Source organism: Tepidimonas aquatica, assembly GCF_007556585.1.
In the GTDB taxonomy this organism is placed as follows: domain Bacteria; phylum Pseudomonadota; class Gammaproteobacteria; order Burkholderiales; family Burkholderiaceae_C; genus Tepidimonas; species Tepidimonas aquatica.
The window spans coordinates 62,857-83,071 of sequence record NZ_VJNA01000006.1; the positions used below are offsets into that span (position 1 = coordinate 62,857).

Sequence of the window (20,215 nt, forward strand, 5' to 3'; positions counted from 1 at the left end):
TTACACGTAGCCTGCTTCCAGCAGCGCCGAGCGCGTTTGAGCCACCAGCGGCGCCAGGGCCGCCAGCGCCGCGTCGGCCGCCTGGGCGTCGGCGTGCTGCGCTGCGCACTCCAGCAGTGCGGCCTGGCCGGCCAATGCCGCCGCCCCGACATTGCCGCTGCTGCCCTTGAGCATATGGGCCAGCCGCCGCAGCAACGCCCAATCCTGTTGCTGCCGGGCCTGCTCCATGCTGCGCAGCTCGCTATCCAGTTGCGCCGCGTATTGCCGCACGATGGCACGGAAATCCTCGCCGAGCAAATCCAGCATCGTGTCAAGGTTGGCGGTGTCGAGCAAAGCAGACATGGGAAGGGGTGGCCGTGGGTGCGCGTCGCGATGGTAACCGAAGCCTCAGCCGTCCATGCTATGCTGGCACGCCATGAGCGCGCTCGAGCCCAAGCCGACCCATGTCGCGCCGGCCGCGGAGGCGCCGACCCCCCGCATGTGCTGGTGGTGGGCGACGATGACCACACCCGCGCGATGGTCGCGGCGCTGCTGCGGCGTGACGGCTTGCAAGTGACCGAAGCCTCCGATGGCGAGCAAGGCGTGGCGGCTCGACGACGACACGCTGAGCTGGAGCGACGAGTTCGAGCCTTTGGTGGGCATCCGGGTCACGCAAGGGGTGCTGCGCGAAACATTCGTGCAACGGGTGCACGCGCAGGACGCCGCACGCTTGGGCCGCGGTCGATTGGACCTGGGGTTTCGCACCACCCTGCAGGGTGGCGGGCGCATTTTGCGCCAGGTGGGGCAGGCCCTGGAGCAAGGCGGCGAGGGGGTATGGGTCATGGCCGCCCGATGACGGCCGCGGAGCTTGAGGCGTTGGTGCGGCGCGTGCCAGGCACGCGCGCTTGATCCGCGTCGGACTCAGACGATATCGCCGGTGTGCACCCCAAAGTGACCACGGCGGCGGTCGTCGAAGTAGCACCGCAGCGTTTCGTGCACGGTGCGGAAGGCCAGCTCGTCCCACGGCACCTCGTGTTCGGCGAACAGGCGAGCCTCGAGCGTTTCGTGGCCAGGGTCAAAGCGGTCGCTCAACAGCCGCGCGCGGTAGTAAATGTGCACCTGCCCCACACGCGCCACGTTGAGCAGCGTGAACAGTCCTTCCAGCGCGACGTCGGCGCCGGCCTCCTCACGCGTTTCCCGCAAGGCGCCTTCGGCCGTGGTTTCACCCAGCTCCATGAAGCCTGCCGGCAGCGTCCATTTGCCGCGCCGCGGCTCGATGGCACGCCGGCACAGCAGCACCCGGTCGCCCCACACCGGCACGGTGCCCACCACGTTGAGCGGGTTTTCGTAGTGGATGGTTCCGCAGCTCGAGCACACGGCCCGCGCGCGGCTGTCGCCGTCGTCAGGGACACGGTACTCCACCGCGGCCGCGCAGGCACGGCAAAAACGAATCGGGTTGCGCCACATGCGCCGCAGTGTAGCCGCCGCACGGCCCCGAAGGCTGCGGCGGTCAGGCCTTGGTGTGTTTCTCGATCAGCTTGTGTGCCGTTTCAAGCAGATCGCGCCCGTTGAAGCCGCGCTTGTCCATGTCCTGCACCCACTCGACCTCGACCTGACGTGCCTGGCGCCGGAACGCCTGGGCCTCGGCCAGCCCGATGGTGTGGATCTTGTTGCCGCGCTCGACCGCCAACTTGCGCGCCGGGGCGTCGCCCGCCTGTTGGACGCGGCCCAGGAAGGCCGATGTCTCGATCCCCGAGTTGGCGTCAATGACCTTCTTGAGGTCCGGCGGCAACGACTCGTAGCGCGCCTTGTTCATCGCCATCACGAACGTCGTCGTGTACAAGGCCCTGCCCTCGCGGTCGAATTCGCTGTGGAAGGTGGTCAGCTCATGCACCTTGACCGAGGGCACCACCTCCCACGGGATCACGCAGCCGTCGATGACGCCTTTGGACAGCGCATCGGGAATTTGCGGCAGCGGCATGCCCACCGGCGTGGCGCCAAGGTTGCCCAACAGCTTGGTGATCTGGCGCGTCGGGCCGCGCATCTTGAGTCTACGCAGATCGCCCGGTTGCGTGATCAGCTTGGTCTTGACGTGGAACATGCCGGGGCCGTGCACCTGCAGGGCGATCGGGCGCACGTCGCGGAACTCGTCCGGTGCCTTGGTTTGCACGTACTCCCACAGTGCGCGGGAGGTGGCTTCGGCGTTGGTCATCATGAACGGCAGCTCGAACACCTCGATGCGGGGGAAGCGCCCCGGCGTGTTGCCCGGCAGCGTCCAGACGATGTCCACCACGCCGTCCTTGGCCTGGTCGAACAGTTGCACCGGCGAGCCCCCCAGTTGCATGGCCGGGTAGGCTTCGAACTTGATGCGGCCGCCCGAGTCCCTGGTGACTTTGTCCATCCAGGCCTTGTGCATGTTAAGCCAGACGTTGGACGTCGGGGACATGAACGTGTGGAACTTCAGCGTCACGCTGGCCTGGGCAAACCCCGCCAGGGCGGGGGCGCCCAGCGCCACGGCGGCGCCCGATTGAAGCAAGGTGCGGCGGCGAATCATGGTCAGGGTCTCCTACGACGTCGAGCGCTCAGGTGGGCCGCGGTGGTCTCGTGGGCCTTGGAGGCCCACAACGCTGTCAAGGCCGCAGTGTAGCCGCTCAAGGCCAGCGCGGCGCGTCGATCGCCTCGAGGTTTACCCCAGGGTCGCGCGGCGCTCGGCTAGACTTGCAACATCCCCCTCGTTCACCATCGCGCCATCATGAAGCTGTACAACTACTTTCGCTCCGGCACCTCGTTTCGGGTGCGCATCGCCCTCAACCTCAAGGGGCTGTCGTACGACTACATCCCGGTGCACCTGGCCAAGGGCGAGCAACACAGCGACGCCTACCGCGCCATCAGCCCGGACGGCCTGGTGCCGGTGCTCGACGTCGAGGGGCAGCCCGACCACGCGCTGCTGAGCCAGTCGATGGCGATCATCGAATACCTGGACGAAACCCACCCCGAGCCGCCGCTGCTGCCGCGCGACCCTTTGGGCCGCGCGCGTGTGCGGGCGCTGGCGCAGACCATCGCGTGTGAGATCCACCCCATCAACAACCTGCGCATCCTCAAGTACCTGGCCGGACCGCTGGGCCTGAGCGAGGCGCAACGCACCGCCTGGTACAACCACTGGGTCATGGAAGGCCTGCGCGCTTACGAGCGGCGTCTGCAAGACCTGGCGCAGGAGCGTGCGCGCCTGGGTTTGCCACCGTCGGTGTACTCGTACGGTGACACGCCGACGCTGGCCGACTGCTGCCTGGTGCCGCAAATCGTCAACGGACAGCGCTTTGGTCTGGTCTACGAGGGCATACCGCTGACGTTGGCGGTGTTTGAGCGCTGCATGCAGCTCGACGCCTTCCAACGCGCGCACCCCAGCCGCTGCCCCGATGCCGAGTGAGCCTGGCCCGCGTTGGCTCGCGCGCGGTGGCCTGCCGGGGTTGGCGGCGACGCTGGGCGATGGCGCGCACGGTTGGATGAGCACCCGCGTCGGAGGCGTGTCGGTGGGGCCGTGGGCAGCGTTGAACCTGGGTGACCACGTCGGCGACGACCCCCAGGCCGTGGCCACCAACCGCGCGCGGCTGCAGGCGGCGTTAGGTGTGCGACCGGTCTGGTTGCGCCAAGTGCATGGCGTCGGCGTGGTCCGCGTGGATGGCGGCACACCGCCGGGCCAGGTGGCCGACGCCGCCTGGACCGACGCCCCCGGGGTGGCGTGCGTGGTGCTGGTGGCGGACTGCCTGCCGATCCTCGTGGCCAGCGGCGACGGCACGTCGGTGGCGGCGGTGCACGCCGGCTGGCGCGGGCTGTTGGGGCAGGGTGGCGTGGGCGTGCTGGAAGCGTTGGCCGCCGACTGGCCGGCGTGGCGCCTGCGGCGCGACCGCGCCCGCAGCCGGGTCTGGATCGGCGCGGCCATCGGCGCGCAGGCGTTCGAAGTGGGGCCCGAGGTGCAGGCCGCGTTCGTGCAGGCGTGCCGCGACGACGCCGCGGCGTTCGTGCCGTCGCCCCACCAACGCGGGCACTGGTTGGCCAACCTGGCGGCGCTGGCCCGCGCACGGCTGCAGCGCTTGGGGGTGGAGTGCGTGCTGGGGCACGACGGCTCGTCCGCCTGGTGCACCGTCGCCCAGCCCACGGTGTTTTTTTCCCACCGCCGCGACGCGCCACGGTATGGCGCCAGCGGCCGCATGGCGGCCGCCGTGTGGCTGGGGTGAGGACGGCGCACGGTTGGCCAGCGTGTCCGGGTGTGTCATCGGCGCGACGCCGTAAGCGAGGAGACATGCAACCGCGTTACCATGGCAACATGGGCAAGAAAGGGGGCGGCGCCACGCCGCAGCCGGCGGCTTGGTATGCGCACCCCGTCCACAGCATGAGGAGACGACCCCATGGCACAACCGCCACGCAACGACACCACCCCCTGGGCCACCTGGGCTTCGTTCGACGCCAACCCGTGGACGCAGTGGGCGCAGCAAGCGTGGGCCTCGGCCACCAGCGGGTCCGCGCCAGCGTCCGCGCTGGCCGGATTGACCCAAGTGTTGCGCGGCCTGGGGGGGCAGCCGTTGCAGCTCGACGCGGCGCAATGGTTGCAGATCCAGCAAGACTACCTGCGTGAACTGACCGAGCTGTGGCAGCAGGGCACGCACGTCCCCCCGCCGGCGGACAAGCGCTTTGCGGGCCAAGCCTGGGCGAGCAACCCGGTGGCGGCATTCCAGGCCGCGTTGTACCTGCTCAACGCCCGCACGCTGATGCGCATGGCCGAAGCGGTGCAGGCCGACGCCAAGACGCGCGCGCGCATCCGTTTTGCGGTGCAGCAGTGGATCGACGCCACCGCGCCCAGCAATTTTCTGGCATTCAACGCCGAAGCGCTGCAAAAAGCCATCGACACCCGTGGCGAGAGCCTGGCGCGTGGCCTGCTCAACCTGTTGCAAGACCTGCAGCGCGGCCAGGTCTCGATGACCGACCCCAACGCTTTTGAAGTGGGGCGCAACGTCGCCACCACCGAAGGGCAGGTGGTGTTCGAAAACGCGCTGTTTCAGCTGATCGAGTACAAGCCGCTGACGCCCAAGGTGTACGAGCGTCCGCTGCTGGTGGTGCCACCGTGCATCAACAAGTACTACATCCTGGACTTGCAGCCGGACAACTCGTTCCTGCGCTACGCAGTCGAGCAGGGCCACCGGACCTTCGTCATCAGTTGGCGCAATCCCGACGCGTCGCTGGCCCAGGCCACGTGGGACGACTACATCGACGACGCCGTCATCCGTGCCATCGACATCGTGCGCGACATCGGCAAGGCCGACACCATCAACACCCTGGGCTTTTGCGTCGGCGGCACGATGCTGGGCACGGCCCTGGCGGTGTTGGCCGCGCGTGGCCAGCGCAAGGTGCACAGCGTGACCTTCCTGACCACGCTGCTGGACTTCACCGAAACAGGCGTGCTCGACGTCTTCATCGACGAGGCGTTCGTCACGATGCGCGAGTTGCAGTTTGCCAACGGCGGTCTGTTGCCGGGGCGCGACCTGGCCACGACGTTCAGCTTTTTGCGCCCCAACGACCTCGTCTGGAACTACGTCGTCGGCAACTACCTCAAGGGCGAAACGCCGCCGCCGTTTGACCTCCTGTACTGGAACAGCGACAGCACCAACCTGCCCGGCAAGTGGTACGCCTGGTACCTGCGCCATACCTACCTGCAAAACGAGCTGTGCCAGCCCGGCAAGTTGCAGGTCTGCGGGGTGCCGGTCGATCTGGGCGCGATCGACATCCCTGCCTACATCTACGGCTCGCGCGAAGACCATATCGTGCCGATTGGCGCGGCCTACGCCACCACGCGCCACCTGGGCGGCCCGATGCGCTTCGTCATGGGCGCCTCGGGCCACATCGCGGGGGTCATCAACCCCGCCGCCAAGGGCAAGCGCAGCTTCTGGACGGGGCCGAACGACCACTTCCCGCCGACAGTGGACGAATGGATCGGGGCCGCCACCGAACACAAAGGTAGCTGGTGGACCGACTGGTCGCCGTGGCTGGCCGCGCAGGCCGGACGGCAGGTCGCCGCGCCGCGCAGCTACGGCAACCGTCGCTACAAGCCGATCGAACCCGCGCCGGGGCGCTACGTGCGTGTCAAGGCCGACGAAGCCCTGGCCACGCTGCTGTCTGCGCCGCTGGCCTCCGTCAACCCGCAAGCGAAAGGATGAAACCCATGGACGATATCGTCATCGTCGGTGCCGTGCGCACCGCCATTGGCAAATTTGGCGGCACACTGTCGAAAACCCCGGCCACCGAACTCGGGGCCACGGTCGTGCGTGCGCTGCTGGAACGCACCGGCGTGGCGCCGGAGCAGGTGGGTGAAGTCATCATGGGGCAGGTGCTGGCGGCGGGCTGTGGGCAAAACCCTGCACGGCAGGCCTCGATGAAGGCCGGCGTGCCGAAGGAAACGCCAGCGCTGACGATCAACGCCGTGTGCGGCTCGGGCCTCAAGGCGGTGATGTTGGCCGCGCAGGCGGTGGCGTGGGGTGACAGCGAGATCGTCATCGCCGGCGGCCAGGAAAATATGTCGCTGGCGCCGCACGTCCTGCTGGGCAGCCGCGAAGGGCAGCGCATGGGCGACTGGAAGCTGATCGACTCGATGATCGTCGACGGCCTGTGGGACGTCTACAACCAGTACCACATGGGCATCACCGCCGAAAACGTCGCCAAAGCCCATGGCATCACGCGTGAGATGCAGGACGCGCTGGCGCTGGCCAGCCAACAAAAGGCCGCCGCCGCCCAGGACGCCGGCAAGTTCAAGGACGAAATCGTGCCGGTGTCGATCCCGCAGCGCAAGGGCGACCCGCTGGTGTTCGACACCGACGAGTACATCAACCGCAAGACCAGCGCGGAAGCGTTGGCCGGACTCAAGCCCGCGTTTGACAAAGCCGGCAGCGTCACCGCCGGCAACGCCAGCGGCATCAACGACGGCGCGGCAGCGGTGATGGTGATGAAGGCCAGCAAGGCCGCGCAGTTGGGCTTGACGCCGCTGGCACGCATCGCCAGCTTCGCCACCAGCGGCCTGGACCCCGCCACGATGGGCATGGGGCCGGTGCCGGCTTCGCAAAAGGCCTTGCAGCGGGCCGGATGGTCGGTGGACGACGTGGAGCTGGCCGAGCTCAACGAAGCCTTCGCGGCGCAGGCCTGTGCGGTCAACCAGGCCCTGGGCATCGACCCGGCCAAGGTCAACGTCAATGGCGGCGCCATCGCGCTGGGCCACCCCATCGGCGCCTCGGGCTGCCGCATCCTGGTGACGCTGTTGCACGAAATGCAACGCCGCAACGCCCGCAAGGGTCTGGCGGCGCTGTGCATCGGCGGCGGCATGGGCGTGGCGCTCACCGTCGAGCGCTGATCGACCCCGCCTTCCCCCAAGCTTCCAACCCACCAGAGAGGAGACTCCCACCATGGCTCAACAACGCGTCGCCTACGTCACCGGCGGCATGGGTGGCATTGGCACCGCCATTTGCCAGGCTTTGCACGACAACGGCTTCAAAGTCATCGCCGGCTGCGGCCCCACGCGCGACTACCAAAAGTGGCTCGACGAGCAAAAGGCGCTGGGCTACACGTTCTATGCCAGCGTCGGCAACGTCGCCGATTGGGACAGCGTCGTGCAGGCCTTTGCCAAGGCCAAGGCCGAGCACGGCCCGATCGACGTGCTGGTCAACAACGCCGGCATCACGCGCGACCGCTTGTTCGTCAAGATGACAAAGGAAGACTGGGACGCCGTCATCAACACCAACCTGACGTCGATGTTCAACGTCACCAAGCAGGTGGTGCCGGACATGATCGAGCGCGGCTGGGGGCGCATCATCCAGATTTCGTCGGTCAACGGCGAAAAAGGCCAGGCGGGCCAGACCAACTACTCGGCCGCCAAAGCCGGCATGCACGGCTTCACGATGGCGTTGGCGCAGGAGCTGGCCTCCAAGGGCATCACCGTCAACACGGTCAGCCCGGGCTACATCGCCACCGACATGGTCAAGGCCATTCGGCCCGACGTGCTGGAAAAGATCATCGCGCAAATCCCCGTCAAGCGGCTGGGTCAGCCGCGCGAAATCGCCTCCATCGTCGCGTGGCTGGCCAGCGACGACGCCGGTTTTGCCACGGGGGCGGACTTCTCGATCAACGGCGGCTTGCACATGGGCTGACGCCGCGTGCCCAACGGGTGGACAATACGGGGTGATGAACGACACCGCCCCGAGCCCCCAGCCTCCCTTACCAGCGGGTGACCATGCCCGGGCCGCCGCGTGGCGGCTGAGCGTGGCCCCGATGATGGAGTGGACGGACCGCCACTGCCGTTGGCTGCACCGCCTACTCACGCGCCGGGCGCGCCTGTACACCGAAATGGTGACCACGGGCGCGTTGCTGCACGGCGACATCGCACGCCATTTGGCGTTTGATCCGGTCGAACACCCGGTGGCGTTGCAGTTGGGTGGCAACGACCCACGTGAGCTGGCTGTGTGCGCCCGCATGGGCGAGGCTTGGGGCTACGACGAGATCAACCTCAACTGCGGCTGCCCCAGCCCCCGCGTGCAGCGGGGGGCGTTCGGCGCCTGCCTGATGGAGCACCCGCGCCTCGTGGCTGACAGCATGCGGGCCATGCGCGACGCCGTGCGCGTGCCGGTCACCGTCAAGCACCGCATCGGCATCGACCGGGTGGAGGACTACGGCTTCGTGCGTGATTTCGTCGGCACGGTGGCCGAGGCCGGCTGCGACGTCTTCATCGTGCACGCGCGCAACGCCTGGCTGGACGGACTCAGCCCCGCCGAAAACCGCACCGTACCGCCGTTGCGCTACGAGGTGGTGCACCGGCTCAAGCGCGACTTCCCCCACCTGGTCATCGTCGTCAACGGCGGCATCACCACCGATGCGCAGGTGGCCGAGCAGCTGCGCCACGTCGACGGCGTCATGGTCGGGCGCGAGGCGTACCACAATCCCTGGTGGCTGGCCGCGTGGGACGCCTCCTACTTCGGTGCCAGCGGCCCGGCCGTGGACCGCGATGCGGTTGAGGCGGCGATGGTGGACTACATGGCCCGGGTCGGTCCAGCGCTACCCGGCGGGTGGTACGCCATCGCGCGCCACATGCTGGGGCTGCGCCACGGCCAGCCGGGTGCGCGGCGCTGGCGTCAGGTCTGGAGCGACCACCGGCTCAAACGCCGTCCGGTGCATGAGGTGGCCGCGCTGGCACGCGAGGCGCTGCAGGCCGCAGCCCGCACGCCCGAGCGGCCTCTGGCCTGATCACACTGCGGCCTGCAGGCCGTTGGCAAAGTGGCGCCGCACCGCCTCGGCGGCGGCCTTGGGGTTGCGTGCGCACAGCGCGTCCAGGATGGCGCGGTGCTCGGCCAGCGACTCGGCCACCCGTCCTTGCTTGAACAACGACCCGTGGCGGTTGAGCTTCATGACTTTGCGCAGGTCCTGCACCAATTGCTTGCGCCAGCGGTTGTGGCCCAGGTCGAGCACGCGCAAGTGAAACGCCTCGTTGAGCTCGAAAAACCGCTCGCGTGAACCGGTGGCGGGGTCCGCGGCGGCTTCGAGCTGCTCGTGCATGCGGCGCAGCTCGGCCAGCTCCTCGTCGGTGGCGCGCCAGCACGCCGCTTCGGCCGCGTCGGCTTCCAGCAGCGCCAGCAGCTCGTACACCTCGCGCAAGTCCTGCTGCGAAACCTCGGTGACGTAGGCGCCGCGGCGCACTTTCATCGTCACCAGGCCCTCTGCGGCCAGCACCTTGATCGCCTCGCGCAGCGGCGTGCGGCTGATGCCCAGCTCCTGCGCGATCTTCATCTCGTCGATCCACGTCCCCGGCGGCAGCTCACGGCTGAAGATGCGCTGGCGCAGCCAGTCGGCCACTTCTTCGTACAACGCGCGAGAAAGCAGGGGCACGGCGGTCATGGGGCGTATGATACAGGCGCCTGCATGCGTCATCAATAATTATGAATGCGGTAAACTTGCCGCATCCAAGCACGTCACCCCGCTGAGAACCCCATGACCACCACGCCTGAATTCCGTCCCGCCACCCTGGCCGAGTGGGAAGCCGCCGCGCGCAAGTCGCTCAAGGGCGCGCCGCTGGAAAGCCTGAACTGGGTCACGCCCGAGGGCATCACGGTCAAGCCGCTGTACACCGCGGCCGATGTGCGCGACCTGCCGTACACCGACACGCTGCCGGGGTTCGAGCCGTTCATCCGCGGCCCGCAGGCCACGATGTACGCCGTCAAGCCCTGGACGATCCGTCAATACGCCGGGTTTTCCACCGCCGAAGAATCCAACGCCTTTTACCGCAAGGCCTTGGCCGCCGGCGCGCAAGGCGTCAGCGTGGCCTTCGACCTGGCCACCCACCGCGGCTACGACAGCGACAACCCGCGCGTGGTCGGCGACGTCGGTAAGGCCGGCGTGGCCATCGACAGCGTGGAGGATATGAAGATCCTGTTCGAAGGCATCCCGCTGGACAAGGTGTCGGTGTCGATGACGATGAACGGCGCGGTGCTGCCCGTGCTGGCCGGCTACGTGGTGGCGGCCGAGGAGCAGGGCGTGCGCCAGGACCAACTCTCGGGGACGATCCAAAACGACATCCTCAAGGAGTTCATGGTCCGCAACACCTATATCTACCCGCCCGAGCCCTCGATGCGCATCATCGGCGACATCATCGAGTACACGGCGCGGCACATGCCGAAGTTCAACTCGATCAGCATCTCCGGCTACCACATGCAGGAGGCCGGCGCCAACCAGGCGCTGGAGCTGGCCTTCACGCTGGCCGACGGCAAGGAGTACGTCAAGACCGCGCTGGCCAAGGGCTTGGATGTGGACGAGTTCGCCGGGCGGCTGAGCTTTTTTTGGGCGATCGGGATGAACTTTTACCTCGAGATCGCCAAGATGCGGGCGGCGCGCCTGCTGTGGTGCCGCATCATGAAGGGCTTTGGCGCCAAGAACCCCAAGAGCCTGATGCTGCGCACGCACTGCCAGACCTCGGGCTGGAGCCTGACCGAGCAAGACCCCTACAACAACATCGTGCGCACCACCATCGAAGCGATGGCGGCCGTGTTTGGTGGCACGCAGTCGCTGCACACCAACAGCTTCGACGAGGCCATCGCGCTGCCGACCGAGTTTTCGGCCCGCATCGCACGCAACACCCAACTGATTCTGCAAGAAGAAACGCACATCACCAACGTCATCGACCCCTGGGGCGGCAGCTATATGATGGAGGCGCTGACCCAGCAAATGGCCGACAAGGCCTGGGCGTTGATCGAGGAGATCGACGCCATGGGGGGCATGACGCGCGCCGTCCAAAGCGGCTGGGCTAAGCTCAAGATCGAAGCCAGCGCGGCCGAAAAGCAGGCCCGCATCGACAGCGGCAAAGACGTCATCGTCGGCGTCAACAAGTACCGGCTCGACAAAGAGGACCCGGTCGAGATTCTCGAGGTGGACAACCTCAAGGTGCGTCAGGCGCAGATCGCGCGGCTGCAACGCATCCGCGCCACGCGCGACGCCGCGGCGGTGCAGCGTGCGCTGGACGCGCTGACCGAGTGCGCGCGCACGGGCCAGGGCAACCTGCTGGCCCTGTCGATCGAGGCCATGCGCGTCCGCGCGACGGTGGGCGAAGTCTCGGACGCGCTGGAAAAAGTGTTTGGGCGCCACCGCGCCGATACGCAAAAGGTGACCGGGGTGTACGCTGCCGCTTATGACAGTGCCGAGGGCTGGAACAAGCTCAAGGCCGAAATCGACGCCTTTGCCGCCGAGTTTGGCCGACGCCCTCGCGTGATGATCGCCAAGCTGGGCCAGGACGGGCACGACCGCGGTGCCAAGGTCGTGGCCACAGCGTACGCCGACCTGGGCTTCGACGTGGACATCGGTCCGCTGTTCCAAACGCCCGAGGAATGCGCGCGGCAAGCGATCGAAAACGACGTGCACGCGGTGGGCATCAGCACGCTGGCTGCTGGGCACAAGACGCTGGTGCCGGCCATCATCGAGGAGCTGCGCAAGCAGGGGGCGGACGACATCGTCGTTTTCGTCGGCGGCGTCATCCCGCGCCAGGATTACGAATTCCTCTACGAAGCGGGCGTCAAGGGCATATATGGCCCCGGTACACCCATCCCGGCCAGCGCCAAGGACGTGCTGGAAAAAATCCGCCAGGCCCTCACCGAGCGCGGCGCCCAGCGGTCATGAACCCGGCCACCGAAAGCCTGCTGCAGGCCCTGCTGCACGGCGCCCTCATGCAGCAGCGCCGCGCGATGGCCAAGGCCATCACGCTGCTGGAATCGACCCGCGCCGACCACCGCCAACAAGCCGACGCGTTGCTGGATGCGCTGCTGCCGCACACGGGTAAGGCGCTGCGCTTGGGCATCAGCGGCGTGCCCGGCGTGGGCAAGAGCACGTTCATCGAGGCCCTGGGGCTGTGGCTGGTGGCGCGCGGCCACCGGGTGGCGGTGCTGGCCGTCGACCCCAGCAGCAGCGTGTCGGGTGGCTCGATTTTGGGCGACAAAACCCGCATGGAAAAGCTGTCCGTGCACGAGCGTGCCTTCATCCGACCCAGCCCCAGCGGCGGCACGTTGGGCGGTGTGGCTGCCAAGACGCGCGAGGCGATGCTGGTGTGTGAGGCCGCGGGCTACGACATCGTCATCGTCGAGACCGTCGGTGTCGGCCAGAGCGAAACCGCCGTGGCGGGCATGACCGACCTGTTGTGCGTGCTGCAACTGCCCAACACGGGTGACGACCTGCAGGCGATCAAAAAAGGCATCATGGAGGTGGCCGACCTCATCGTCATCAACAAAGCCGACCTCGACCCCGACGCCGCCACCCGGGCGCAAGCCACCATCACCAGCGCGCTGCGGCTGCTGGGGTTGCACGGGCGAGCCACCGATGCCGATGATGACGGCGCGCCGCGCGTGATGCAGCTCAGCGCCTTGCAGGGGCAGGGCATCGAGGCGTTTTGGGACGCGGTGCAGTCGTTCGTCGATCGGCAGCGCCAAAGCGGGCGCATGCAGTCGCGGCGCCAGCGTCAGGCCCAGGCCTGGATGTGGGAGCGCATCGATGCGGGCCTGCGCGAAGCGTTTGCCGGCCACCCCGGCGTGCGCGAGCGCCTGGCCCCGTTGACCGAGGCGGTGCTGGCCGGCCGCACGGTGCCGTCGGTGGCCGCGCGCGAGTTGTTAGCTGTGTTCCTCCGCTCGCAGGAGATGGCATGCTGAGCGCGCGTTCGATCGAAATCATCGAGTCTTCGCCAGGCTGGCGTCGCCATCGGATCGAGTTTTTCGATTTGCCTGAAGGCCGGATGGTGGTCAAGGGACAGCGTCCCGCGCGTGGTCCGTGGGCGCATCGCGTGCTCAATGGAATAGCCGCGTTGGCGGGTGTGCCGTGTCTGAAAGCCGTGCCGGTGCACGGCGGACAAAAGGCTCAGGACGTCGAGGTGAGGCGTTTGCGTGCCCTGGCGGCTGTTGGCGTGCGAGTGCCGAAGGTGCTGCACGTCGCGCAGGACTACTTCGTCATGGAGAACATGGGTAGCACCAACCTGGTGTGTCAGCTTGCCGAGGGGGGGGGGGAAATTGCCCGACAAGCCTGGCTGCGTTGCGCTCAGTATGTGCTTGACGCGCACATGGCGGGCGTCTATTTCAGTCAGTGCTTTGCGCGCAACTTGATTATGCTGCCGCAGGGGGTGGGGGCCATCGATTTCGAGGATGATCCCCTGGAGGTCATGAACTTGACCGATGCGCAAGCCAGGGATTGGCTTGCCTTTTTTCAATCTTCGCTGTGGCTGCTTGATGTCTCACACCGCTGGATCGACGAGCAGCTCGACTTCATCCTATCTCAGGAAACCCCAAAAGTGCAGCGCGCGCTGGCGCTAGCAGCGAATCGGCTGGCCTGGCTGCGGCACTTGTCCAACAATCGCAAGCTATGGGGACGCGACGGCATTGCCATTCGCGCAGCAGCCCTGCATCTGCACCGGTATCGACTTCGACATCCATAAACATCGGAGAGCCTTCATGCAAGACATTCTCGAACAGCTCGAGCGCAAGCGCGCCGCAGCGCGGCTGGGCGGAGGCCCCAAGCGTATCGAAGCCCAGCACGGCAAAGGCAAGCTCACGGCCCGTGAGCGCATCGAGGCGTTGCTCGACGAAGGCAGCTTCGAAGAGTGGGATATGTTCGTCGAGCACCGCTGCACCGATTTCGGCATGGCCGACAACAAAATCCCCGGCGATGGGGTCGTCACCGGTTACGGCACCATCAACGGCCGCCTGGTGTTCGTGTTCAGCCAGGATTTCACCGTCTTCGGCGGTGCACTGTCCGAGGCACACGCCGAAAAAATCTGCAAGATCATGGACCAGGCCATGAAGGTCGGCGCGCCCGTCATTGGCCTGAACGACTCCGGCGGCGCGCGCATCCAGGAAGGCGTTGCCTCCCTGGGCGGCTACGCCGAGGTGTTCCAGCGCAACGTGCTGGCCTCGGGCGTCATCCCGCAAATCAGCGTCATCATGGGGCCGTGCGCGGGCGGCGCGGTGTACAGCCCCGCGATGACCGACTTCATCTTCATGGTCAAGGACACCTCCTACATGTTCGTCACCGGACCGGAGGTGGTCAAGACCGTCACGCACGAAGAAGTCACCGCCGAGGAGCTGGGCGGGGCTGTGACGCACACGACCAAAAGCGGGGTGGCCGACCGCGCGTTCGACAACGACGTCGAAGCGTTGTTGATGGTGCGCCGCCTGTTCAACTACCTGCCGCTGTCCAACCGCGAAAAACCCCCGGTGCGCCGCACCGGTGACCCCATCGACCGCTGCGAGCTCAGCCTGGATACGCTGGTGCCGGACAACCCCAACAAGCCGTACGACATGAAGGAGTTGATCCTCAAGACGGTCGACGACGGCGACTTTTTCGAAATCCAGCCGGAGTACGCCCAAAACATCATCGTCGGCTTTGCCCGCATGGATGGGCAAACGGTGGGCATCGTGGCCAACCAACCGCTGGTGTTGGCCGGCTGCCTGGACATCAAGTCGTCGATCAAGGCGGCGCGCTTCGTGCGCTTTTGCGACGCCTTCCATATCCCCGTCATCACGTTTGTCGATGTGCCGGGGTTTTTGCCCGGCACCGCGCAGGAGTACGGCGGCATCATCAAGCACGGCGCCAAGCTGCTGTATGCCTACGCCGAAGCGACGGTGCCGAAGATCACCGTCATCACCCGCAAGGCCTACGGCGGCGCCTACGACGTGATGGCCTCCAAGCACCTGCGCGGCGACGTCAACCTGGCCTGGCCCAACGCGGAAATCGCGGTCATGGGTGCCAAGGGGGCGGTGGAAATTATTTTCCGCGAGGACAAAAAAGACCCCGCCAAGCTGGCCGAGCGTGAGGCCGAATACAAACGCCGTTTTGCCAACCCGTTCGTCGCGGCCGAGCGCGGCTACATCGACGATGTCATTTTGCCGCACGAGACGCGCAAGCGCATTTGCCGCTCGTTGGCCATACTGAAGGACAAAAAGCTCGACAACCCGTGGCGCAAGCACGGCAACATCCCGTTGTGATGGCGCGTCGATGGAGAACGCCTATGTTTAAAAAAATCCTAATTGCCAACCGCGGCGAAATCGCCTGCCGCGTCATCGCCACCGCCAAAAAAATGGGCATTGCCACCGTGGCGGTGTATTCCGAAGCCGACCGCGAGGCTCGCCATGTGCGCCTGGCCGACGAGGCCGTGTACCTCGGCCCGGCGCCCAGCCGCGAAAGCTACCTGGTGGCCGACAAGATCATCGCCGCGGCCAAGTCCACCGGGGCGCAGGCCATCCACCCGGGTTACGGTTTTCTGAGCGAGAACGAAGAGTTCGCCCACCGCGTGGAGGAAGAGGGCCTGGTTTTCATCGGCCCCAAGCATCAGGCGATCGCCGCGATGGGCGACAAGATCGCGTCCAAAAAGCTGGCCAAGGAGGCCGGGGTCAACACCATCCCAGGTTACAACGACCCCATCGACACGCCCGAGCAGGCGGTGCAGATCGCGCGCGAGATTGGCTACCCGGTGATGATCAAGGCCAGCGCGGGCGGCGGCGGCAAGGGGCTGCGGGTGGCCTACAACGACAAGGAGGCGCTGGAGGGCTTCACCTCGTGCCGCAACGAGGCGCGCGCCAGCTTCGGTGACGACCGCGTCTTCATTGAAAAGTTTGTCGAGGAGCCGCGCCACATCGAGATTCAGGTGCTGGGCGACGCGTACGGCAACGTCGTGTACCTGTGGGAGCGCGAGTGTTCGATCCAGCGCCGTCACCAAAAGGTCATCGAAGAAGCCCCGTCACCCTTCATCAGCGAAGGAACCCGCGCCGCCATGGGTGCGCAGGCCGTGGCACTGGCCAAGGCGGTGAGCTACCAAAGTGCCGGCACGGTGGAGTTCGTGGTCGGCAAGGACCAGAGCTTTTATTTCCTGGAGATGAACACCCGGCTGCAGGTCGAGCATCCGGTGACCGAATGCATCACCGGCCTAGACCTGGTGGAGCTGATGATCCGCGTGGCCGCTGGCGAAAAGCTCCCCTTCACCCAGGCCGACATCCGGCGCGAGGGCTGGGCCATCGAGTGCCGCATCAACGCCGAAGACCCGATGCGCAACTTTTTGCCGTCCACCGGGCGGCTGGTGCATTTCAAGCCGCCGCAGGCCACGATGTGGGCCGGCGACACCGCGCACCGCTACGGCGTGCGCATCGACACCGGGGTGTTCGAGGGCGGCGAGATACCGATGTACTATGACTCGATGATCGCCAAGCTGATCGTGCATGGCAAGGACCGCCAGGATGCCATTGGTATGATGCGCGAGGCGCTCAACGGCTTTGTCATCCGCGGCATCAGCAGCAACATTCCGTTTCAGGCCGCGCTGCTGGCGAACCCGGACTTTGTCGCCGGGCGCTTCAACACCGGTTTTATCGCGCAGCACTACGGGCAAGGGTTCCGTCCGGAGGACATCACCCACGACGATCCCGACTTCCTCGTGGCGCTGGCCGCGTTCGTGCGCCGCAAAAGCCGTGAGTTCGCAGCCAGCATCAGCGGGCAGATGCCGGGCTACGGCGCCAAGATCAGCAAGGACTACGTTGTCATCACGCTGGACGCCGTCGGCGGACAGCATCGTTACACACCGGTCCATGTGGACGAGTATGTGGGTGAAACGGGCTACGCCAGTGTGCGTGTGGGGCAGGGCGACGACGCGCCACGCTACAAGATCACGTCCACCTCGCGCCTGAACGACATCGTCATCCGCGGCGAGTGCAACGGCCGGCCGTTCACCGCCCAGGTCGAGCGTGGCTCGCCGACGCAGCCGCTGGCGTTGGTCGTGCAGCACAACGGCACGCGCCTGACGTGCCTGGTCGTGTCGCCGCGGGTGGCGCAGCTGCACCGCTTGATGCCGCACAAGGCACCGCCCGACATGAGCCGTTACGTGCTGTCGCCGATGCCGGGGCTGCTGGTGGACGTGGCGGTGCAGCCCGGGCAGCGCGTGCAGGCCGGCGAGCGCGTGGCGGTGATCGAGGCCATGAAGATGGAAAACATTCTGTTTGCGCCGGCCGATGGCGTGGTGGCCAAGGTGCTGGCCGCCAAGGGCGACAGCCTGGTCGTCGATCAGCCGATCGTGGAGTTCGAGCGATGAACACGCGTCCGTTTCGGGTGTTGGGTATCCAGCAAATCGCCGTCGGCGGGCCGGACAAGGCGCGGCTGCGGCGGCTATGGGTGGAACTGTTGGGCCTGCAAGTCACCGGCACGTTCGTCAGCGCGCGCGAAAACGTCGATGAGGATATTTGCGCCGTCGGCCACGGACCGCTGCGGGTGGAGGTGGACCTGATGCAACCGCTGGACCCGGACCAAAAGCCCGCAGTGCACGCCACGCCGTTGAACCACGTGGGGCTGTGGGTGGATGATCTGCCGAAAGCGGTCGAATGGCTGACGGCGCAGGGCGTGCGCTTTGCCCCTGGCGGCATCCGCCAAGGGGCGGCCGGCTACGACATCTGCTTCATCCACCCCAAAGGCAACGACGCCTTCCCGCAAGGTGGCGAGGGCGTGTTGATCGAGCTGGTGCAGGCGCCGCCGGAAGTGGTGCGTGCGTTCGAGGCGCTGGCCGCTCAGCCGACCTGACGGCGCGCGGCGCGCGCTTTGTCGATGGCCGCCTGCACCAGCGCCCGCTTGCGTTCCAGCAGCGCGGGGTCGGTGTGTTTGGAATGCGCGGCCAGGTCGGCCAGTTTGGCCTCGGCCTTGGCCAGTTGGCGGGCCTGGTGCTCGTCGGCTTGCCGCTGCAGCCGCTGGCGACGCGCGTGGTAACGCTGGCGCGCGCGTTCGGCCTGCGCGTCGCTCCACGCGGCCCAGCCGGTGCGCCCGGGCGTGGTCACCACCATCTGGATGCAGTCCACCGGGCACACAGGGATGCACAACTCGCAGCCGGTGCACTCGGGCTCGATGACGGTGTGCATCCGCTTGTGCGCGCCGACGATGGCGTCGGTCGGGCAGGCTTTCAGGCACAGCGTGCAGCCGATGCACCAATCCTCGTCGATGACGGCCACGCCCATCGGGCCTTCGGTTCCGCAGTCGGGGTCCAGCGGGATGACCGCCTGGCCGGTCAGCGCGGCCAGGCGCTGCACACCTTGTTGCCCCCCGGGCGGGCAGCGGTTGATGGCCGCGCCCTGGGTTGCGATGGCCTCGGCGTAGGCACGGCAGTCCGGGTAGCCGCAGCGCGTGCACTGGGTTTGCGGCAGCGCCGCGTCGATCCGCGCGGCAAGCTCGGCCTTGTCCACGGTGGATGGCACCGTACCTTACGCTCCGGGTTGTGCACGGCGACGCCGGCGGCTTGCGGCCGGGGTGGTTGACGGCTCGACGCTGCTGTCGCGCTGGATCGCCGCGGCCATCAGTGCCGCTTCGGATTCGTCGTCGGCCGTTTCGACACCGGCCGCTTTCGGTTGGTGGCGGGCGATGAAGTCGCGCACCACCGGGTAGACCTTCTCGCGCCAGCGTCGGCCACTGAAAATGCCGTAGTGCCCGGCACCTTGCACCTCGAAGTGCTCGCGTTCGTCGGCGGCAATGCCGGTGCACAGGTCGTGCGCGGCGCGCGTTTGCCCGCTGCCGGAGATATCGTCCAGCTCGCCCTCCACGGTCAACAGTCCCGTGTTGCGGATATCCTGCGGGCGCACCCGCTCCAGGCGGCCGTCCGGGGCGCGCACGTCCCATGTCCCATGCACGAGGCGAAACTCCTGGAACACCGTGCGGATCGTTTCCAGGTAGTAGTTGGCGTCCATGTCCAGCACCGCGTTGTATTCGTCGTAAAACTGGCGGTGGGCCTCGGCGCTTTCGTTGTCGCCTTGGATGAGGTGTTGAAAGTAGTCGTAGTGGCTGTTGAGGTGCCGGTCCGGGTTCATTGCGATAAACCCGGCATGCTGCAAAAAGCCCGGGTAGACCCGCCGGCCTTCGCCCGGAAAGCCCGGCGGCACACGGTAGACGACGTTGTTTTCGAACCAGGCCAGGCTGCGTTGGGTGGCCAGGTTGTTGACCGCGGTGGGTGAGCGGCGCGCGTCGATCGGGCCGCCCATCATCGTCATCGACAGCGGCGTGCGCTCGCCGCGGCTGGCCATCAGCGACACCGCCGCCAGCACCGGCACCGTGGGCTGGCACACGCTCATCACATGGCAGTTGCCGTAATTGCGCTGCAGGTAGTGGATGAACTCGATGACGTAGTGGACATAATCGTCCAGGTGAAAGTCACCGTCGGCCAGCGGCACCATGCGCGCGTTTTTCCAGTCGGTGATGTACACCTTGTGGTCACGCAACATCGTGCGCACCGTGTCGCGCAGCAGCGTCGCGTGGTGGCCTGACAACGGCGCCACGATCAGCACGACCGGTTCGTCCTTCAGCCGCGCCAGCGTGGCGGGGTCGTCGGCGTAGCGCTTGAAGCGGCGCAGCTGGCAAAACGGCTTGTCGATCTCGACGCGCTCGTGAACCGCCACCTGTACGCCTTCGATCTCGAAGGTGCGGATGCCGAACTCGGGTTTTTCGTAGTCCTTGCCCAGGCGGTGCAGCAGGTCGTACGCGGCGGCGATGCGCTGCGCGAACGGCACCTGCGCCAGTGGCGAGGTGGGCGTGGCGAACATCTTCGCGGCCACCGCCGCGAAGTCGGAAAACGGTTCGATCAACGCGCGCTGCGCCTCGTACAGGTGGTACAGCATGCCAGCTCCTTGGTGTCAATGTTGCGGTGCAGCAAATATAACAGGAAGCTGAT

At 66.8% G+C, this 20,215-nt stretch carries 19 protein-coding genes; 13 read left to right on the forward strand and 6 right to left on the reverse strand.

The features are described 5' to 3' along the window. The gene (locus Taqua_RS03300) at positions 1 to 342 is read right to left on the reverse strand and encodes an Hpt domain-containing protein (RefSeq protein WP_144324697.1); all 342 of its coding nucleotides are present in this window, start codon (positions 340 to 342) and stop codon (positions 1 to 3) included. Positions 343 to 568: 226 nt separating this feature from the next. On the opposite strand from Taqua_RS03300, the gene Taqua_RS03305 reads away from it, so the two are divergent. Next, entirely contained in the window at positions 569 to 835 is a 267-nt protein-coding gene (locus Taqua_RS03305) for a hypothetical protein (protein WP_144324699.1), read from the forward strand. A gap of 65 nt (positions 836 to 900) precedes the next feature. Here Taqua_RS03305 and Taqua_RS03310 read toward each other — a convergent pair whose 3' ends face one another. Together Taqua_RS03310 and Taqua_RS03315 are read right to left on the reverse strand one after the other, a co-directional pair. Further along, a complete protein-coding gene (locus Taqua_RS03310; protein ID WP_144324701.1) occupies positions 901 to 1,446 on the reverse strand; it encodes an NUDIX hydrolase in 546 nt (181 codons plus the stop codon). Between the two features lie 43 nt (positions 1,447 to 1,489). Then, positions 1,490 to 2,533, reverse strand: a complete 1,044-nt coding sequence (locus tag Taqua_RS03315) for a TRAP transporter substrate-binding protein (protein ID WP_144324703.1) — start codon at positions 2,531 to 2,533, stop codon at positions 1,490 to 1,492. 198 nt (positions 2,534 to 2,731) lie between these two features. Here Taqua_RS03315 and maiA point away from each other — a divergent pair, with 198 nt between their 5' ends. The 6 genes from maiA (at position 2,732) to dusA (ending at position 9,255) form a co-directional block, all read left to right on the forward strand. Beyond that, positions 2,732 to 3,406: a maleylacetoacetate isomerase gene (gene maiA / locus Taqua_RS03320; protein WP_144324705.1), complete on the forward strand. Its 675-nt coding sequence runs from the start codon at positions 2,732 to 2,734 to the stop codon at positions 3,404 to 3,406. Beyond that, positions 3,396 to 4,214, forward strand: a complete 819-nt coding sequence (locus Taqua_RS03325) for a purine nucleoside phosphorylase YfiH/LACC1 family protein (protein WP_246094602.1) — start codon at positions 3,396 to 3,398, stop codon at positions 4,212 to 4,214. Before maiA ends, Taqua_RS03325 begins: the two co-directional genes overlap by 11 nt. Positions 4,215 to 4,385: 171 nt before the next feature. Then, positions 4,386 to 6,188, forward strand: a complete 1,803-nt coding sequence (gene phaC, locus Taqua_RS03330; protein ID WP_144324707.1) for a class I poly(R)-hydroxyalkanoic acid synthase — start codon at positions 4,386 to 4,388, stop codon at positions 6,186 to 6,188. Positions 6,189 to 6,193: 5 nt separating this feature from the next. Further along, the gene (locus tag Taqua_RS03335) at positions 6,194 to 7,372 is read left to right on the forward strand and encodes an acetyl-CoA C-acetyltransferase (protein WP_144324708.1); all 1,179 of its coding nucleotides are present in this window, start codon (positions 6,194 to 6,196) and stop codon (positions 7,370 to 7,372) included. 52 nt (positions 7,373 to 7,424) lie between these two features. Then, on the forward strand, positions 7,425 to 8,165 hold the full coding sequence (gene phbB / locus Taqua_RS03340; protein ID WP_144324710.1) for an acetoacetyl-CoA reductase: 741 nt from the start codon (positions 7,425 to 7,427) through the stop codon (positions 8,163 to 8,165). Positions 8,166 to 8,199: 34 nt separating this feature from the next. Next, positions 8,200 to 9,255, forward strand: coding sequence for a tRNA dihydrouridine(20/20a) synthase DusA (gene dusA / locus Taqua_RS03345; RefSeq protein WP_144324712.1), 1,056 nt, complete (start codon positions 8,200 to 8,202; stop codon positions 9,253 to 9,255). Here dusA and Taqua_RS03350 read toward each other — a convergent pair whose 3' ends face one another. Beyond that, entirely contained in the window at positions 9,256 to 9,903 is a 648-nt protein-coding gene (locus tag Taqua_RS03350) for a GntR family transcriptional regulator (protein WP_144324714.1), read from the reverse strand. A gap of 93 nt (positions 9,904 to 9,996) precedes the next feature. On the opposite strand from Taqua_RS03350, the gene scpA reads away from it, so the two are divergent. From scpA to Taqua_RS03380, 6 genes are read left to right on the forward strand one after another with little or no spacing between them, the layout of a single operon-like run. After that, a complete protein-coding gene (scpA, locus tag Taqua_RS03355; RefSeq protein ID WP_144324716.1) occupies positions 9,997 to 12,171 on the forward strand; it encodes a methylmalonyl-CoA mutase in 2,175 nt (724 codons plus the stop codon). Then, complete coding sequence (gene meaB / locus Taqua_RS03360) at positions 12,168 to 13,190, forward strand: methylmalonyl Co-A mutase-associated GTPase MeaB (protein WP_144324718.1); 1,023 nt, start codon at positions 12,168 to 12,170, stop codon at positions 13,188 to 13,190. The genes scpA and meaB overlap by 4 nt, the downstream gene beginning before the upstream one ends. Beyond that, positions 13,184 to 13,966 (forward strand): BUD32 family EKC/KEOPS complex subunit, encoded by a 783-nt coding sequence (locus tag Taqua_RS03365; RefSeq protein ID WP_144324720.1) that lies wholly within the window; start codon positions 13,184 to 13,186, stop codon positions 13,964 to 13,966. The genes meaB and Taqua_RS03365 overlap by 7 nt, the downstream gene beginning before the upstream one ends. Positions 13,967 to 13,982: 16 nt before the next feature. Further along, a complete protein-coding gene (locus tag Taqua_RS03370) occupies positions 13,983 to 15,515 on the forward strand; it encodes an acyl-CoA carboxylase subunit beta (protein WP_144324722.1) in 1,533 nt (510 codons plus the stop codon). A 23-nt stretch (positions 15,516 to 15,538) separates the two neighbouring features. Beyond that, entirely contained in the window at positions 15,539 to 17,605 is a 2,067-nt protein-coding gene (gene accC, locus Taqua_RS03375; RefSeq protein ID WP_144324723.1) for an acetyl-CoA carboxylase biotin carboxylase subunit, read from the forward strand. Beyond that, positions 17,602 to 18,087, forward strand: coding sequence for a VOC family protein (locus Taqua_RS03380; protein WP_144324725.1), 486 nt, complete (start codon positions 17,602 to 17,604; stop codon positions 18,085 to 18,087). Before accC ends, Taqua_RS03380 begins: the two co-directional genes overlap by 4 nt. Here Taqua_RS03380 and rsxB read toward each other — a convergent pair. Next, complete coding sequence (rsxB, locus tag Taqua_RS03385; RefSeq protein WP_246094603.1) at positions 18,075 to 18,752, reverse strand: electron transport complex subunit RsxB; 678 nt, start codon at positions 18,750 to 18,752, stop codon at positions 18,075 to 18,077. The genes Taqua_RS03380 and rsxB overlap by 13 nt on opposite strands. A 6-nt stretch (positions 18,753 to 18,758) precedes the next feature. Continuing rightward, positions 18,759 to 20,162, reverse strand: a complete 1,404-nt coding sequence (locus Taqua_RS03390; RefSeq protein ID WP_144324727.1) for a polyhydroxyalkanoate depolymerase — start codon at positions 20,160 to 20,162, stop codon at positions 18,759 to 18,761. Between the last annotated feature and the right edge of the window lie 53 nt (positions 20,163 to 20,215).